This window comes from Paenibacillus sp. FSL P4-0127 (assembly GCF_038007325.1).
In the GTDB taxonomy this organism is placed as follows: domain Bacteria; phylum Bacillota; class Bacilli; order Paenibacillales; family Paenibacillaceae; genus Fontibacillus; species Fontibacillus macerans.
The window spans coordinates 2,524,740-2,540,840 of sequence record NZ_JBBOWY010000001.1 but is presented as its reverse complement, the minus strand read 5'-3'; the positions used below and the strand labels follow the sequence as shown (position 1 = coordinate 2,540,840).

The window sequence follows — 16,101 nt, the reverse complement described above, 5'->3', positions numbered from 1 at the left end:
GCGGGCTCGGACGTCAAATCAAGCCAAGTCAAATTTTTCCCACGGATTCGCCTTTGATCAAAGTAACGTAAATCCGTTCGTGTTCAACCTGCTCACCCGCCAAAATTTTGATTAACTGCTCGGCGGCGAGCGCCCCCCATTTGCGTTTCGAGTAATTGATCGTGGCCAGGCGCGGCTGCATATAGTTCGTCAGCTCGATATTGTCGAAGCCGATCAGATGAATATGCTCGCCGATCCGGTAGCCGGTTCCCTCCAAACGGTTCCAGAAGCCGATCGCCATTTCGTCGTTCAGGCAAAAAACGGCCGCCGGTCCGGAGTATTCCCGGATCACCTGCTCGGCGGCCCGCTCCCCGCCGCTTTTTTTGAAATCGCCGGCGATTTCGATCCATTCCGCTTCCCGGGCGCGGTCCGCCACCATTTTAACCGCCTTCATCCGCTGAGTCGAGTCGAACGAACCCTCCGGACCGGACACCACATATATCTTCCGGTGCCCTTGCTCCAGCAAATATTCGGCAGCCAACGCGGCGCCCGCTTTGTTGTCCAGCAGCACCTGATTGATGTTGGGATGGTCCAGCTCCCGGTCGAGCACGACGATTTTATGGTTGCGGTCCGCATACTTGAGCAGCTCTTCATTTTTAAACGTCTGGTCCAAAATAACGGCCCCGTCGATCATCCGCTCGGGAAGCATCCGGTGCGCCCTTTTGCCGCTGCATACGATCAGATCGTAACCCCGGCCGTTGCATACCTCTTTCATTCCGTCCAGCAGGTCGCCGTAAACATCCCCCTTGAAATCCGTTAAAAACACGCCCAAAATTCCGGACTCCCGCTTCTTTAACGTTCTCGCCGCCGCATTCGGCACATAATTCAGTTCCTTGGCAACCGCCAAAATTTTCGAGCGGGTCTCATCCGTCACCTTGCTGCTGCCGTTTAGGGCGTATGACACGGTTGATATGGAAACCCCGGCTTTTTTCGCGATATCCTTAATGCTTACCAATGCTCCTCGCTCCTTACGTTGTCACACCCTGTCTTGCGCCATTAGACTCGTTGATTTGTGCCAAAAAGTTCCGTTATCCTAACCTTAAATATTTTACATAAAAATCTCAACTATATTGTTATTTCTTCAGCCCTGGTCGGATCTTTTGCCGCGGCTTTCCCGTTGAACTGCCGGAGGACCTTCAGTTCAGCCGCCACAAGCGCATCCGTAACGTTAAAGTCCCCGGCCAACAACCACGGCGCCCCCGGCGATCTCCCGGATGCGTTTTTTGATCAAAACGCGCTTTGCTCAGAGGCAATTTTATACAACAACCCTAGCCGTATTGTCCCCTCATGTTCATATGAAAAAGAAGCACAGCACCGGTTTACCCGATTACTGTGCTTCTAAAACATCTGCCGCTCACGGGACCAGCTTGGCCGCCAGGTTGCGCAGCGCAGCGCCGCGGTGGCTGACGGCCTGCTTCTCCTCCAGGCTGAGCTCCGCGAACGTCTTCTCGTAGGCGGGCAGGTAAAACAGCGGATCGTACCCGAACCCGCCGCCTCCGGCCGGCTCGGACGTGATCCAGCCCTCCGCTTCGCCGGAGGCCTCCACGAACCGCCCGGTGGCCGGGTCGTACAGCGCCAGATGGCAGACGAACCGCGCCGGACTGAGCAGCGGCTGCTCGGTATCTTCCCCGAGCCGCTCCTTCTCCAGCTCCGCCAGCAGCTTTTCGTTGTTGTCCTCGTCGGAAGCGCGCTCGCCGGCATAACGGGCCGAATAAACGCCCGGCGCCCCGCCCAGCCGGTCAACGCATAACCCCGAGTCGTCCGCCAGCACCGGACGTCCCAGGTGATCGCCCACCGTTTTGGCCTTCTTGCGGGCATTTTCGGCAAACGTCTCGCCATCCTCGACGATTTCCGGAATATCCGGGTAATCGGCCAGGCTCCGCACCTGCTTGTTCAAGGCCTCCAAAGCATGGGCGAATTCCCGGACCTTGCCCGGATTCCGCGTGGCCACGACGATAACCGGTCCTTCAATCATCGTTTACACCGCCGATCCAGGCTGGCCGCTTTGAATGTGCAGGGCGACGGGGCCAAGCGCTTCGCGCTGCTGCTCGATCATCTCCCGGATTCCTTTTTCGGCCAGCGCCAGCATCCGGTCCAGGTCCTCCCGGGAGAACGGGTTTTCTTCCCCGGTCCCCTGCACCTCGACAAATTGGCCGCGGCCCGTCATTACGACGTTCATGTCGACCATCGCCTTGGAATCCTCGTCATAATTCAGGTCAAGAAGCGTCTCCTGCCCGACGATGCCTACGCTGACGGAAGCGATATAGTCGGTGATCGGAAAGACCGGCAGCGCATGCTTTTGGACGATCTTGTGCATCGCCAGCGCCATCGCTACGAAAGCCCCGGTAATCGACGTCGTCCGCGTCCCTCCGTCCGCCTGAATCACGTCGCAGTCAATCGTGACGGAGCGCTCGCCCAGCGCCTGCAAATCGACAACTGAACGGAGCGAGCGCCCGATCAGGCGCTGGATCTCCATCGTCCGTCCGCTCAGCTTTCCCCTTGCCGATTCACGCTGATTCCGGGTCTGGGTCGCCCGGGGGAGCATCGAATATTCGGCCGTCACCCAGCCTTTGCCTTGCCCCTTCATAAACATCGGGACTTTCTCTTCCACGGTCGCCGTACACATCACTTTCGTGTCGCCGACCTCAATATATACGGAGCCCTCCGCATATTTGTTGACGTTTACGGTCAACTTCATCGGGCGGCGCTCGTTCGCTTCACGTCCGTTACTTCTCATTCTGATGGCCTCCTACATTTTCTTGCTGTCCATATGCTTTTCCTATTCTACCAAAGTGTGGTCATAAAAGCATCATTCCATTCCTCCGGACGTGGTCCGCGCATGCCTTTCGCCATATAAAAAAACCCTGCGCCGCAGGGTTTTTCGTTCATGTTTTCATCCTCAAATCAGGCTGGAGTCTACAGCGGAATGGCGTTAATCGTTTCGGGCCGCATGACGGGTTCGCTGTATTTTTGGTTGTCCATGCCAACGACTTCCTTTTGCCCGTTGACCCAAATGCGCACTTTGCTGTCCTCGGCGTTTTGCGCCACGGTCAGCACGAGCGACTGCATCATCTGCGCCGGAAGCTTCTCGCCGGCTTCAAACATATCGTCCTGCAGCGATATCGTCACGACTCCATCCTGGGATTTTTCCACGCTTTCCAGTTTGGTATTGTCCGTCACGACTCTTTCCAGGCCATCGCCCCGCTGCGGACCTTGGAGCAGTTCGCCAAGCGCCGCCTTCACCGGGTCGTTCCCGGCGGGAACAAAACGTGTGACCGGCACAAAATACTGCACCCCGTCCGGCGTCGCCGCGGAAAAATACACGACCACCGGGCTCGATTGCGACAAGCTGGAGCCGTCGTTCAGCTGCAAATTGATGCCGATGCTGCGGCTGAGCGGGCGATCCAGCGGTGTGCCGCCGACCGGCATTTCGTTCAGCTTTTCCCCGTCCACCCAGAGCTGGACCTTCTCGACGCCGGGAGTTTCGGTTAACGTCCAGGTCAAAGCTTCGAGGATTTTCCGTTCATCCTCCTTCGCATAATCGGCAAACGCCCCGTTGAATTCGACGACAGCCAGCTTTTCGTCTTGCTTGACGGTCACGGCTTTGACCTCGGTCCCCGCCGGAAGCACCCCGGCAAAACCAGCCGGAATCAGGCTGTCGTACGGCCCTTCCTGTACGATCGTTTCCAGCATCCGGTTCAGTCTCAAGGATGCGTCGCCTTCCGGCAAATGCAGCGCCACCGGGGCAATCAGGCCGTGCTCGTTCTCCAAATAAACCGTCGAAAGCTCCTTCTCCGTCATGAAGCTTGTCTGCTCCGAGCTTGCCTTCTCGGCGCCGATCGACTCCAGCATTTGCGCCTCCACGTCCGCGGGCGGCGGATCGATTTGTGCGGATGAGCTGGCTCCGAACAGACTGCATCCCGACAGCAGCAGCGGGAACGCTAATACGCTGACGGCGGCCGTGTTCCGAAAACGGCGGTTCCTATTCATCGTCTTATTGGCTCCTCCCTAACATTTTTCTTAGGTTTGTATTACTATATATACGAGCCCTTCTTTGAAAAATAACTATATTTTTCCGGGAAGTGGACAAACTGCTTCATATCTGTGCCAAGAAGAACCAGATAGCGAGGGATATTATATGGGGATGGAACAACCAAAACAAAAAGCGCCTTATAGCCTGAACAGCAAAAAAGTCGCCGACGCCACCAAGGCATGGCTGCACAAACGGGGCGTTACGACCGAACAAATCGCGGAACTCGTGATGTTCCTGCAGCAGAAATATTATCCGAACCTGACGATGGAAGAATGCGTACACAACGTGGAGCAGGTGCTGACCAAAAGGGAAGTGCAAAACGCGGTATTAACCGGCATTCAGCTTGATGTCCTGGCGGAACAGGGGCTGCTTATCCCCGAACTTCAGGAGATGATCGCGAACGACGAAAGTTTGTACGGCGTCGATGAAATTTTGGCTTTTTCGATCGTTAACGTATACGGCAGCATCGGATTTACCAATTACGGTTATGTGGACAAGCTGAAGCCGGGCATTTTGGAAAAGCTGAACGATAAAACCCTCGGGCCGATAAACACATTTCTGGACGACATCGTCGGCGCCATCGCCGCTTCAGCCAGCAGCCGGATCGCCCACCGCAAGCAGGCCGAACGGGAGCACGGCGAGGACACGCTTGATGACGAGCGTTGATGCGGAGAATTCGCGAGCCTTATGTAGTTGAAAAAAGCCGCCGCAATCCATTGCCGGAGTTGACGCTGAATCGGAGGCAAACAGTGTCTTCCCGGCTTTTGGGGCTGCTTCGTTGATCAATCAAGCAACTGTTGTAAGGCAACCAGCCAATCGAGTGCGCCAACTTCGTCGCATAGCAAATAAAACAAGCCGCTATAAGGAACGTGCGTTGGACTTTACCGGGTTCGTGTCTTAATGTTCCTACCTGCTGCCTGCTGCCTGCTGCCTACCTTTGCACGATTATCCCTTTCTTTCAGGGAACAGGGGACGGAGGCTAGAACAAGGGTTCCAAAAAAAGTGAGAAGAAAAAAACAAAAAAGATGAGGAAAAAATGAGGCGGTTCAGGTGAGATTTTCGGCTTGATAAGGGAACATACGTTTGGTATAATGAAATAAATGGAACCTATGTTCGTATATTTTTAATTCGGAGGCGAGCGAATATGGAAGTCAATACGGGAACGGAACTTCAGCCATTCAGCAGCCGTTTTAACAGCGAACAGGACTGCATGGAGGCGCTAATCGCGATGAAGTGGCCAAGCGGCTTCGTCTGCCCGCGATGCGCTCATACCCGGTGCAGCCGTCTGACCTCCCGGCATATCCCCTTGTTCGAGTGCGGAAAGTGCAAGCATCAAACATCGCCTTTGGTCGGCACGATTTTTGAAGGAACGCATCTGCCCTTGCTCAAGTGGTTCGAGGCCCTGGATTTATTCCTGCTGGAGGGCGGCATCTCGGCGCTGCGGCTGAGCAAGGTGATCCGGGTCGCCTACAAAACCGCCTGGTCGATGCTGCACAAAATACGTCATGCCGTGGGGGAGTTTGATGCCCGGGAGCTGCTCTCCGGAGACGTGAAGGTGAACAGCGATCAGTATGGGCGTAATCCGTCCCGGTGTCAGCTTTCGCATCCGTACGCCTCGGCGGTCGTAGCCGGCTGCACGGTCAAGGATTCGGGCGAGCCGGAGCGGGTCAAAATCCGCCTGGTACCGCATAAGCGGGGAGGCGAAAAAAGGGCAAACCGTCACGATCTAAACACGTTTATCAATGGGCATGTGGATGTCTGTACATCGGAGGTGCAGTTGTTCCCTCAGGCCTTTCGGCTGTATGCGCCCTTGCGGAGAGTGGTGAGAGAGGCGTGGGAATCGCTGAAGAGTACGTATGGAGCCTTGGGGCTGAAGCATCTGCAGGCGTACCTAAACGAATACGCCGGACGCCGCCGGTTGCGCCTGCAAGGAGGACGGCCCGGAGCGGCAGAAACGATGCGGCAGAAGTTGCTGCGCATGTGTGTGGCGATACCGGCGATTCCTTACCGCCGGCTGATCGCGCGCCAACCGAACCAGCCCCTTGCGGCTGCGGCTTGATCGAGACGCTGAAACGATGGGGAGGGAGTTTGATGCAGATCAACTTAATGGGTCCTTGATCTCTTGTTTTGATCTCTTGTCCTGTCTGTTTCATCTTCCCTAAACCTGATTCCTTTCCTAAGCCCGTTTAAATTATCTCGAACCTATCTGCTACTCCACTAAGTATTTTCTTCTCCCAAGCTTGTCTTTCTCTCTGCTGCCTGATTAAAAGGGATAATTGTGCAAAGTCTCCGGACAACAAGTGTTGATCTACGAAAGTTGAGTTATAAATTAAATTAAAAAACGGCCATAGGCCGCTTTTTGTATGTTTATCGCATCGTAAGATGAAATTCCACCGCGGCTTCCCCGCTTGTCAACCGCTCCCTGGCACGCCCGCGGCGTACCAGTTCGACCAGATGGGCCAGCGTTTCGGCCATGGCAAAGCGCATTTGGTGGATGCCAAGGTCGGTGCCGAACAGCGCGGCGCAAACCTCGAACCCGGTCTGCGGCCGCGGCCGCAGCAGCCCTTCGATCCGCGCCAGCCGCTCCTCGTGATGCTCCAGCAGCATGTGGACGCGTTCAGGGAAATGCTCGAACGGATGGCGATGCCCCGGAAAAGCGATCCTCACCTCATAGCTCGCAAACCGTTCGAGTGATGTGAGGAACGATTGCAGCGGCTGCGGGTCGCTGCCGGGCAAAAAGCTGATATTGGGGGAAATTTGCGGCAGTACGGCGTCGCCGCAAAACATCAGCTTGCGCTCAGGGTCATAGAAGGACAAATGCCCCGGGGCATGTCCCGCGCTTTCGAGCGGCAGCCAGCATCGCCCGCCCATCACCACCGCCTCCCCTTCCCGGATAAAGTCAACCTCGGGCGCCGGGGTCACCTGCGAAAAAAAGCTCCGCAGATGCGGCGGCAACTGGCCGCTCCAAACAGGCGGCATGCCGTGGCGCCGGAATAGGCGGGGCAATTCCTCGTTCATGACGCTGTCCTTCCCCCACATCAGCTGTGTCTCTTCGTAAGCGCGCCGGGACATGCGGACGGCCGCCCCGGTTATAGACTGCAAATATCCCGCCAGTCCGTAATGGTCGGGATGGTGATGGGTCACCATGATTTGCGCCACATCGCCCGGAGCGATGTCAAGCTGGCGCAGGGCGAGCGACCATTCCCGCTCGGTCTCGGCGGTCCTCGGCCCCGGATCGATGATTGTGATCCCCTCCGGACCGCGCAGCATATAGCTGTTCACCCAGCGCAGCGGAGGAGCCATCGGCAAGGGTACCCGGATAACGCCTTCTTTGTCCCAGGTTTGAATTTCCGCAAGCATCGTCTTCATGGGCGGCTACCCGCCAAAATCATCCGAGGCGACGTTTCGGGGTCATAGCCGTCTTCGCCATAATCCCCATGGATTTGCTCCAAAACCAGTCCGGCCTCTTCCAGCATAACGGCAAATTCCTCTTTCGAGTACAGTTTGATCCGTTCCATGTATTCCCTTGCCCAGGCTCCGTCCGCTCCCGCTCCCGGGCCATTCTCCTTTGTAATCGTGATGTGCTTTTTGACATAACCGTCTTCGATGACGCGGCGTTCGGTGATGAGCTGACCCTCGTCCATTCGTTCGGACCGGGGCACGAGATGCACCGCCGTATAAGCCGGGTTCAAATAATCGATGACAAAGCGGCCCCCGGGCTTCAACATCCGCGCCACCTCCCGCAGCACCTGGATATGTTCATGATCGTCGTGAAAATAACCGAAGGAAGTAAATAAGTTCAAGACGGCGTCAAAACCTCCCGCGAGCGGCAGGTTCCGCATATCGGCCCGCACCCAGCGCACGATCCGCTTGGCATCGTTCCGCTTCGCCTCCCGCAGCAGCACCTCCGACAAATCGACCCCGGTGACCTCATAACCCGCCTCCGCGAAGACGAGGGAATGCCGCCCCATGCCGCAGCATAAATCAAGCACTTTAGCGCCGGGCGGCAGGTTCAGCCAAAAGATCAGCTTTTCCGCCTCGCGCCGGGCTCCCCACTGATCCCGATGCTTGTAGACGAGCAGATAATCTTCCCCGAAGCTCCGTTCATACCAATCCGACATGTCTTTTGCCTCCCATACAGCACCAGCCGATACTGCATTGCTCTATCCTTATTATACTCGAAAAAAACCGCCGAAACGTTATTGCTTCGGCGGCTCCATCCAACAAACTTGCGACATTTTCATATTATTGCGCTGCAGCGGCGCCGTTCGCGTCCGTGAGCGTATTCGTAATCTTCGATTTGCTGTGAAGGTTTTGCAGCCAGGCGTCCGACATTTGCGAAACCTGCTGGCTTACCAGCATTTTGCGGATTTTTTCCTTCTCCTCTGCCAGCGTAGCCGTGTGCGCTTCCTTGCGGTCGGTTACCTTGATAACCTGATAACCCCCGCTTGTTTTCACCGGATCGCTGATTTCGCCCTTGGCCAGCTTAAAAGCCGCATCCTCGATGGCCGTTTCTTGCTGCCCGCGGGCAAAGAAGTCGATATCCCCGCCTTTGTCCTTCGTCGCCGTATCCAGCGATTTGCTCTTCGCCAGTTCCGCGAAGTCCGCGCCTCCATTCAACTGTTTGATGATGTTCTTCGCTTCGTCTTCCGTTTTCACAAGAATGATCGATGCCCGAACCTGCTCCGGAGTATTGAAGGATTCTTTATATGTCTCAAACATCTGCTTGATTTGGTCGTCGGTGACTTTCACTTGCGGCTCGAGCAGTTTGGTCAGCTTCAGCTGATTGGCAATCTCGCTCCGCAAATTGTCCATCGTCATCCCGTATTGAACGAGCGCCTGTTTCAGCGCTTCCTCGGAACCGAACTGAGCGATATAGGTATCTTTGATTTCCGCGTCGATATCGGCGTCGGTGATCGTAATATTCTGTTTCTTGGCTTCCTGGTCGATCAGTTCCTGGTCGATCATGCCGGAAAGCACCTGCTCGCCGCCTTGCGCCGCCATTTTGTTATACAATTGGTCTTTCGTAATTTCTACGCCGTTGACCGTAGCGACCGCTTCGGCTTTTTTCGCCGCGAACGGTGGCTTGATCAGTACGACGACGAGCAAAACGGCCAGCACCAGCGAAACGATCGGCCAAAGCTTGCCCCCATTTGACGTCTGCACTGGCGTTCCCTGCTCCGAAAAATCCTCGGCCTCCATCACCGGAACGTCTCCGCCATCGCGCCCGCCGGCATCCTCGGCGGTATGCTGCAAGCCGAGAGCCGGGTCGTATTCCGCTTTCGTCAGCTCTACGGCGCCGCCCGTTGTTTGGCCCTCGCCTTCTTGCTCACGCTGCCCAGCCGGTTCATCCGCGCCGCGGGCTTGTCCTTCAGCCTTATCGGCTGTATCCGCTGTTTTTGCAGTTTCTGCAGTTTCCGCCGTTTCGTCCTCCGGCCTTGGCGCCGCCTCGTCGGCCGCTTCCAGCTCCTTCTTCTCTTTGTCTTCCATATGTTCTTTACTCCCTTCTTCAAATAGCAGACTTTTTAACCATATTCTTGACTTTAACAGAAATCGTTGGGGTATACCTTAAATAAGGATAAAAAAACAGAGAGCGATTTTTAAGTTATTTTTAAGCTATCCGCCAAAAACCCCCCAAAATCCTGTTTCCGTCATTCGTGTTCTTGGCGAAAAAGGTGTAGAATATACTGGTAAATCCAGTTCGGGAGGAACAAAAAACGATGGACTACCAATCTTACTTTAGCAAGCATCGAGAACAACATTTGAATGAGCTGGGGGAATTGCTGAAAATCCCCAGTGTTTCGGCGCTGTCCGAACATAAAGGCGATGTGCTGAAAGCGGCCGAATGGATCGCCGACGCGCTTCGCCGGGCCGGCATGGAAGGCGTGGAAATCCACCCGACCGCCGGGCATCCGGTAGTTTACGCCGAGCATTTGCACGCTCCGGGCAAGCCGACCATCCTGGTCTACGGGCATTACGACGTCCAGCCGGTAGACCCGCTGAATCTGTGGGAGACGCCTCCGTTCGAGCCTTCGATCCGGAACGGCAAGCTGTACGCCCGGGGCGCCACCGATGACAAAGGGCAGGTATTCATGCACATCAAAGCGGTGGAAGCGCTCCTCAAACAGGAGCAGCAACTGCCGGTCAATATCAAGTTTTGCATCGAAGGCGAAGAGGAGATCACCAGCCCCAACTTGCCTTCCTTCCTGGAAGCGAATCAGGAGAAGCTGGCGGCCGATTGCATTCTGATTTCCGATACCGCGCTCTTGGCCCCGGGCAAACCGGCGATCTGCATCGGCCTGCGCGGATTGTGCGCACTGGAGATTTCCCTTTATACGGCCAACACCGATTTGCATTCCGGCACATTTGGCGGCGGCGTACCAAACGCCTTGCATGCGATGGCCTCTCTGCTCGCCTCTCTCCATGACGAGAAAGGCCGCATTACGGTAGAAGGGTTTTATGAAGGGGTGCCCGAGCTGACCCCGGAATTGCGGGAAGAATTCGCCAAGCAGCAGTTTGACGAAGAGAAGTTGAAACATGACCTCGGCTTGGAGACCCTGTACGGAGAAGAAGGCTATTCCTTCGTGGAACGGACAGGCGCCCGTCCGACGCTGGAGCTGAACGGGGTGTGGGGCGGATTCCAAGGAGAGGGCACCAAAACGGTGCTGCCGAAGGAAGCCCACGCCAAAATCACCTGCCGGCTCGTAGGAGATCAGGACCCGCAGGCCACGATTGACCGGATCGAACGCCACCTGCGCGCGCATTTGCAGCCTGGCGCGACCTTGAGCGTCAAGGCTACCGAAAAAGCCCGCGCCTTCTCGATCGATCCGTCGGACCCGATGCTGCAAAAAGCGGCAGACGCCTACGCCGCCGTATACGGGACCCGCGCCTTGTTCACCAAAGACGGCGGCTCGATTCCGATCGTCGAAACGCTGTCGCGCGTGTTGTCCGCCCCGGCCGTCATGATGGGCTTTGGGCTGCCGGATGAAAACCTGCACGCCCCGAACGAACATTTCAACCTGGAGAACTTCGACAAAGGGCTGCTGACGATCGTCCATTACCTCAAGTCGCTGTAAGCCAAATATCCAACAAAAGCTGTCCGGACCTGGACGGCTTTTTTGTTTGCGACAATATGTCGGTTCAAAGGGAGGGCTAGCGGCCACCCCCGACAAAACAAAAAAACCTCCTCTCCCTCCCGCTTCAAAGACGGAATGAAAAAGAAGGTTTACGGTTTTCTGTTCAGCCATATAGAATACCGTTAGATTTTTAGCTCCCCAAGCTTGATCAGCTCGACAACCGCCTGCGCACGACCTTTGACATTCAACTTTTGCATGACATTCGAAATGTGATTACGTACGGTTTTTTCGCTGATAAACAGCTGCCCCGCGATGTCGCGCGTCGTTTTATCCTGCACGAGAAGCTCGAAAACCTCCCGCTCACGATGAGTCAACAGAAATTTGCTGTTACGATCGCTGCTCTTCATAATGCGTCACCCCTCCTTGCTCGGGTTTTATGGTTTAACAAGGTTAAGGGATACAGTCAACACATCTTATGAAGAAACCGTAGTAATGGTGCGGTGCTGCGGCAAAATGGGCGATGCCCTACTTGAACGCCATGGTACATGGTATATAACATCATAACCCGGCGGCCCGAAGCGCGCCAGACCGGCGATGCCCCATTTAATTAAAATTTTTATTGACGCCGAAATCGCTTCTGATTAAGATGTTAGTTGGTGAAAGTGATAATCATTATCATTCGTAGTTTTGATGGCTTTTTCTCATAGCCATTCGACTAAGAAACTTTAGGTTAACCGATAAGGGGGCATTTTTGATCATGAATTATCGTTATACGGTTTCCACCGCTTTGATCTTATCCGCGGCATTGCTTTTGTCCGGCTGCGGGGACGGAAAACAAGCCGAAAACGGCAGCCTTGCCCAGACGGCGAGCGGCGGTGCGGCGAGCGGCGGCGCGGCCGGCGGGAATGGCGCCGACAGCCATAACGTCGCAAACGGAAACGGCGCGGAGTCCGCCAAGCCGGATTTTCAAACGGCCATCGGGCAATACCGGGAATACGTCATTCAGGAATGCGACGCTTTCGTTACCGAAACGGGTAAATTCGTTGAAGCCGTAAATGGCGGGGACATCGAAACGGCCAAAGCGCTGTATGCGCCGGCCCGCATGCATTATGAACGCATTGAGCCGATCGCCGAGGCGCTGGGCGACCTCGATCCAAACATTGACGCGCGCGACGGTGATGTCGACGCCGCGGAATGGCGCGGCTTCCACCGTATCGAAAAAGCGCTGTGGGAAGACGGATCGACGGACGGGCAGAAGGAGTTTGCCGACCGCCTGCTCAGCGACGCCAAACAGCTGCGGGCTTTGGTGGAGACGGTCGATATCCAGGCTCCCCTGCTCGTTACCGGAGCCGTCGAACTGTTGAACGAAGTGTCCACATCCAAAGTAACGGGCGAAGAGGAGCGGTACTCCCGCACCGACTTGTACGATTTCGCCGCCAACGTGGAAGGCGCGAAAAAAATCTACGAGCTGCTGTCGCCGCAGCTGGCGAAGCAGGACGCCGAACTGGATAAGCAAATCGCCGAACGGTTTGCCGCCCTGGAGCAAGAGCTCGCCCAGTTCAAAGAGGGTAAAGGATATATGAACTACGATCAGCTCAAGGAAGAGGATGTCCGCAAGTTAAGCCAAAATCTAGACGCCCTGGCCGAACCTTTGTCCAACATGGGCACGCTTTTGGGAGTTTAGAACGATGAAGAAAACGGACCTGAAAATAGACGTCCGGCAAGGCGCCCAAAAAAGCTCGGACGATCCTGCCGGCGGCTCCGGAAGCGGCGGCCTGCTTAACGAGCGGCTTAGCCGCCGCGATGTGTTGAAGCTGGCCGGTGCGGGCGGACTGGGCCTGCTGCTCGGAGGCGGCGGCGCGTACGGCGTGATGGCGGCCCAAAAAGCGCTGGCCCGCAAAGGCGGATCGTCAGCCGCGGCGGCGGGCGGCCGGGTGCCTTTTTACGGGAGCCGCCAGGCAGGCATCGTCACGCCGGCTCAAAACTTCCTTTGTCTAGCCGCCTTCGACCTGACGACCGGCTCACCCGCCGACGTGCGCAAGCTGCTTCAGGCTTGGACGAAAGCCGCGGCGGCGATGGCCAAAGGCGCGATGATCGGCGACAGCAACAACAAGCTCAACCTGCCCCCGTCCGACACCGGCGAGGCGGCCGGCCTATCCCCATCCAGGCTAACGCTGACGTTTGGCGTCGGCCCTTCCTTTTTTGACGGGCGCTTCGGCCTGGCCGTTAAACGCCCGGCCGCCTTCGCCGACTTGCCGGCGTTTAACGGCGACGCCCTGCAGCCGGAGTGGTGCGGCGGCGATTTGGCCGTGCAGGTGTGCGCCGACGATATGCAGGTGGCGTTCCACGCCGTTCGCAACCTTGCCCGGATCGGGCGGGGCACCGCCGTGCTGCGCTGGATGCAGGAAGGCTTCCAGCGAACGGTCGCGGTGGATCCGTCCGGTGGGACGCCGCGCAACCTGATGGGATTCAAGGACGGGACCGGCAATCCCGACGCTTCGGATGCCGCGGCGATGAACGAATCCGTTTGGGTGCAGCCCGGGGACGGCGCCGGCTGGATGGAAGGCGGCAGTTATATGGCCGTCCGCCGCATCCGGATGCGCATCGAGATCTGGGACCGCTCGTCTCTCGCCGACCAGGAGCAAACCTTCGGACGGTACCGGGATACAGGTGCGCCGCTGGGCTCGGCCGACGAATTCGCCCCGCTTGATCTTGCGGCCAAAGACGCCTCCGGACAACCGCTCCTGCCGATGACTTCCCACACGCGCCTGGCGCATATGGATGGGAAGATCAAAATATTGCGCCGGTCGTACTCCTACACCGGGGGGATCGACGCCAAAACCGGGCAGCTCGACGCCGGGCTTATTTTCATCAGCTTTCAAAGAAACCTGCTGCAGCAATTCGTCCCGATCCAGCAAACGCTGGCGCAGAGCGATAAATTAAACGAATATATCCTGCATATCGGCAGCGCCGTATTCGCCTGCTTCCCCGGCATCCGCGAAGGCGGATACATCGGGGAACAGCTGATCTAGGAAAGGAGGGCCATGTTTTATGTCAATTACACCGTACGCGCCGCAGCCTAGTCCGGTACGTTTTCGGGGCGATCGCCGGCTTTCTTCCCGTGCGCTGCGCCTCGCGGTATGCCTTATGGTGCTCGCAACCGTCTGCGCCTGCCTCGCGTCCGGGGCCGGGGCCGCCGCCGAAACGCCGAAGTCCGCCGCATCAGATTCGCTGCTACCGCTGGTCGGCGGCGCCCTCGTCGAAGCCGGCGGCGGCAATTGGGACGAGGCTTCCGCCGAACTGGAGAAGTTCGATGCAGCGTGGGGACAAATCGATTCCGCTCCGGCAGGCGAGGCGGCAGCGGCGGTTTCCGAGGCGTTGACCGCAGCCAAGGAGGCGGTCCGGAACGAGGACGCGGACGACGCCAAAACCCGGCTCTCCACGTTAGCCAAGCAGGTTAACGAGTTTATCCAAAGCGGCGGGGATCGGGCGGAAACGGACGCTATGGGAAAAGAAGCCGCCGGGCGGCTGCTGAAGATGGTCAATAACACGTTAAAGCCGCTGGAAAACGGGAATCCCGACGAAGCCCAAAGCCGCTTCAAGCAAATTTTGGACGGCTGGAGCAAAATGGAGGGCCCGATCCGCAGCGGGCATTTCGGCGTGTACAGTGATGTGGAGACGCATATGAGCCTGGTCCGCATCGCGCTGCAAGCAGACCCTGTGAAAACGGAGCAGGCGGCTGGCGAATTGCAAAAGCTGGCGGATCTGCTGCAAAACTATATCGGCGGCAAGCTGGACGATTCGGCAGCCACAGCCCTCCCCGCGGCCGGACAAACCGGCCTTGAGGATGCGATCGCTTTGCTTAAGGCGGCGGCCCAGGCGGCCGCTGCCGGCGATGCCGCGGGGGCGGCGGAGCAAATGCAGGCCTTCATCGTCATGTGGCCCCGCGTTGAAGGCGAGGTTTCGATTTCCTCGCCGGCGGCATACACGGCTACGGAAAACCGTATGACCGAAGCGCAAAGCTATCTGCTGTCCAGCCCTCCCGATTTTATGCGCGCCGCGAACATCATCAGCCAAATGCTGAGCGATCTGGAGCCTCTGGCCGCTAAAACCTCCTATACCGCCTGGGACGCAGCGCTCGTTCTGCTGCGGGAAGGGCTGGAGGCCATCCTTGTGCTGGCCGCGCTCCTCGCTTTTGCGAAGCGGGCGAACCAGCCGGCCGCACGCCGGTTTATTTGGGCGGGGGCCGGGTCGGGCCTGGCGTTGTCCGCCGCGTTGGCAGTTGTGCTTACCTATGCCGTCGCCCAGGCGGTGTCGGGAGGCGCGCGCGAACTGCTGGAAGGGTTCATCGGCCTGGCGGCCGTCGTCATGATGCTGGCGGTCGGGCATTTTTTGCACAGCAAATCCAGCGCGCAGGCCTGGAACCAATACATCGCCAAACAATTCGGGGGCGCGATGGAGCGCGGAAGCTTGTGGTCGCTGTTTGTTTTGTCGGGGCTGGCGATCTTGCGCGAAGGCGCGGAAACCGCCGTCTTTTATATCGGAATGGCCCCCTCCATCGAGCTGTCCCAATTGCTGATCGGCATGCTTGGCGCGTTGGCCGCGCTTGCGGTGCTCGGCTTTGCGCTTATTCGGTTTAGCGTCAGGCTGCCGATCAAGCCTTTTATGCTGATGGCCAGCCTGTTCATCTATTTCCTGGTCATTCGCTTCACGGGAGAAAGTTTGCACGCCCTGCAGGTGGCGGGGGTGCTCCCCGCGCACAGCCGGAGCTGGCTGCCGGCCGCCGGATGGGTCGGCGCCTACCCGACCTGGGAAACGTTTTTGCCGCAAAGCGTTTTGCTGCTGTTTGTGCTTTGGCGTTTGCTGGCCGGGGAGAAGCAGGAGAAGCAGAAACATAAAAGAAACGTCTACCAACACACTCCTTAAGAGAAACAGACCGGGCTTTGGCGGCAG

The 16,101-nt window shown here is 57.3% G+C and carries 14 protein-coding genes and 1 pseudogene; 6 read left to right on the top strand and 9 right to left on the bottom strand.

From position 1 onward, the window contains the following. Nucleotides 1-28: 28 nt before the first annotated feature. The 4 genes from NYE74_RS11410 to NYE74_RS11395 all read right to left on the bottom strand — a co-directional run bounded on the left by NYE74_RS11410 (nt 29) and on the right by NYE74_RS11395 (nt 4,029). Nucleotides 29-994 carry a LacI family DNA-binding transcriptional regulator gene (locus NYE74_RS11410; protein WP_036620413.1) on the bottom strand — a complete coding sequence of 322 codons (966 nt, stop codon included), beginning with the start codon at nt 992-994 and terminating at the stop codon, nt 29-31. Nucleotides 995-1,393: 399 nt separating this feature from the next. Next, nucleotides 1,394-2,014: an XTP/dITP diphosphatase gene (locus NYE74_RS11405; RefSeq protein ID WP_036620407.1), complete on the bottom strand. Its 621-nt coding sequence runs from the start codon at nt 2,012-2,014 to the stop codon at nt 1,394-1,396. A 3-nt stretch (nt 2,015-2,017) separates the two neighbouring features. Next, entirely contained in the window at nt 2,018-2,776 is a 759-nt protein-coding gene (gene rph, locus NYE74_RS11400; protein WP_036620405.1) for a ribonuclease PH, read from the bottom strand. Nucleotides 2,777-2,955: 179 nt separating this feature from the next. Further along, nucleotides 2,956-4,029: a GerMN domain-containing protein gene (locus NYE74_RS11395; protein ID WP_036620403.1), complete on the bottom strand. Its 1,074-nt coding sequence runs from the start codon at nt 4,027-4,029 to the stop codon at nt 2,956-2,958. Between the two features lie 148 nt (nt 4,030-4,177). Between NYE74_RS11395 and NYE74_RS11390 the strand changes: the two genes are divergently transcribed. Further along, a complete protein-coding gene (locus NYE74_RS11390; RefSeq protein WP_172531736.1) occupies nt 4,178-4,738 on the top strand; it encodes a phosphatidylglycerophosphatase A family protein in 561 nt (186 codons plus the stop codon). A 17-nt stretch (nt 4,739-4,755) separates the two neighbouring features. Here the strand turns inward: NYE74_RS11390 and NYE74_RS33330 are convergent. After that, nucleotides 4,756-4,935, bottom strand: a pseudogene (locus tag NYE74_RS33330) (IS4 family transposase); the annotation flags it as partial. A gap of 281 nt (nt 4,936-5,216) precedes the next feature. Between NYE74_RS33330 and NYE74_RS11385 the strand changes: the two are divergent. Further along, nucleotides 5,217-6,131, top strand: a complete 915-nt coding sequence (locus NYE74_RS11385) for a transposase (protein WP_213510060.1) — start codon at nt 5,217-5,219, stop codon at nt 6,129-6,131. A 308-nt stretch (nt 6,132-6,439) separates the two neighbouring features. Here NYE74_RS11385 and NYE74_RS11380 read toward each other — a convergent pair whose 3' ends face one another. From NYE74_RS11380 to NYE74_RS11370, 3 genes are all read right to left on the bottom strand, one after another. Beyond that, nucleotides 6,440-7,441, bottom strand: coding sequence for an MBL fold metallo-hydrolase (locus tag NYE74_RS11380; protein ID WP_270620054.1), 1,002 nt, complete (start codon nt 7,439-7,441; stop codon nt 6,440-6,442). Further along, nucleotides 7,438-8,193 carry a class I SAM-dependent methyltransferase gene (locus NYE74_RS11375; RefSeq protein ID WP_036620398.1) on the bottom strand — a complete coding sequence of 252 codons (756 nt, stop codon included), beginning with the start codon at nt 8,191-8,193 and terminating at the stop codon, nt 7,438-7,440. The genes NYE74_RS11380 and NYE74_RS11375 overlap by 4 nt, the downstream gene beginning before the upstream one ends. Nucleotides 8,194-8,317: 124 nt before the next feature. Further along, nucleotides 8,318-9,562 (bottom strand): peptidyl-prolyl cis-trans isomerase, encoded by a 1,245-nt coding sequence (locus NYE74_RS11370; RefSeq protein ID WP_036620397.1) that lies wholly within the window; start codon nt 9,560-9,562, stop codon nt 8,318-8,320. Between the two features lie 230 nt (nt 9,563-9,792). On the opposite strand from NYE74_RS11370, the gene NYE74_RS11365 reads away from it, so the two are divergent. Further along, complete coding sequence (locus tag NYE74_RS11365) at nt 9,793-11,148, top strand: dipeptidase (RefSeq protein ID WP_036620395.1); 1,356 nt, start codon at nt 9,793-9,795, stop codon at nt 11,146-11,148. A gap of 182 nt (nt 11,149-11,330) precedes the next feature. On the opposite strand, the gene NYE74_RS11360 is transcribed toward NYE74_RS11365, so the two are convergent. Continuing rightward, complete coding sequence (locus NYE74_RS11360) at nt 11,331-11,555, bottom strand: helix-turn-helix domain-containing protein (RefSeq protein WP_009225122.1); 225 nt, start codon at nt 11,553-11,555, stop codon at nt 11,331-11,333. Nucleotides 11,556-11,905: 350 nt separating this feature from the next. On the opposite strand from NYE74_RS11360, the gene efeO reads away from it, so the two are divergent. Genes efeO through NYE74_RS11345 form a run of 3 tightly spaced genes read left to right on the top strand, consistent with a single transcriptional unit; the run spans nt 11,906 to nt 16,074 of the window. Beyond that, nucleotides 11,906-12,832: an iron uptake system protein EfeO gene (gene efeO / locus NYE74_RS11355; RefSeq protein WP_036620393.1), complete on the top strand. Its 927-nt coding sequence runs from the start codon at nt 11,906-11,908 to the stop codon at nt 12,830-12,832. A gap of 4 nt (nt 12,833-12,836) precedes the next feature. Further along, the gene (gene efeB, locus NYE74_RS11350) at nt 12,837-14,180 is read left to right on the top strand and encodes an iron uptake transporter deferrochelatase/peroxidase subunit (RefSeq protein ID WP_124333107.1); all 1,344 of its coding nucleotides are present in this window, start codon (nt 12,837-12,839) and stop codon (nt 14,178-14,180) included. Nucleotides 14,181-14,199: 19 nt separating this feature from the next. Next, nucleotides 14,200-16,074: an FTR1 family protein gene (locus NYE74_RS11345; protein ID WP_227872932.1), complete on the top strand. Its 1,875-nt coding sequence runs from the start codon at nt 14,200-14,202 to the stop codon at nt 16,072-16,074. Nucleotides 16,075-16,101 lie beyond the last annotated feature (27 nt).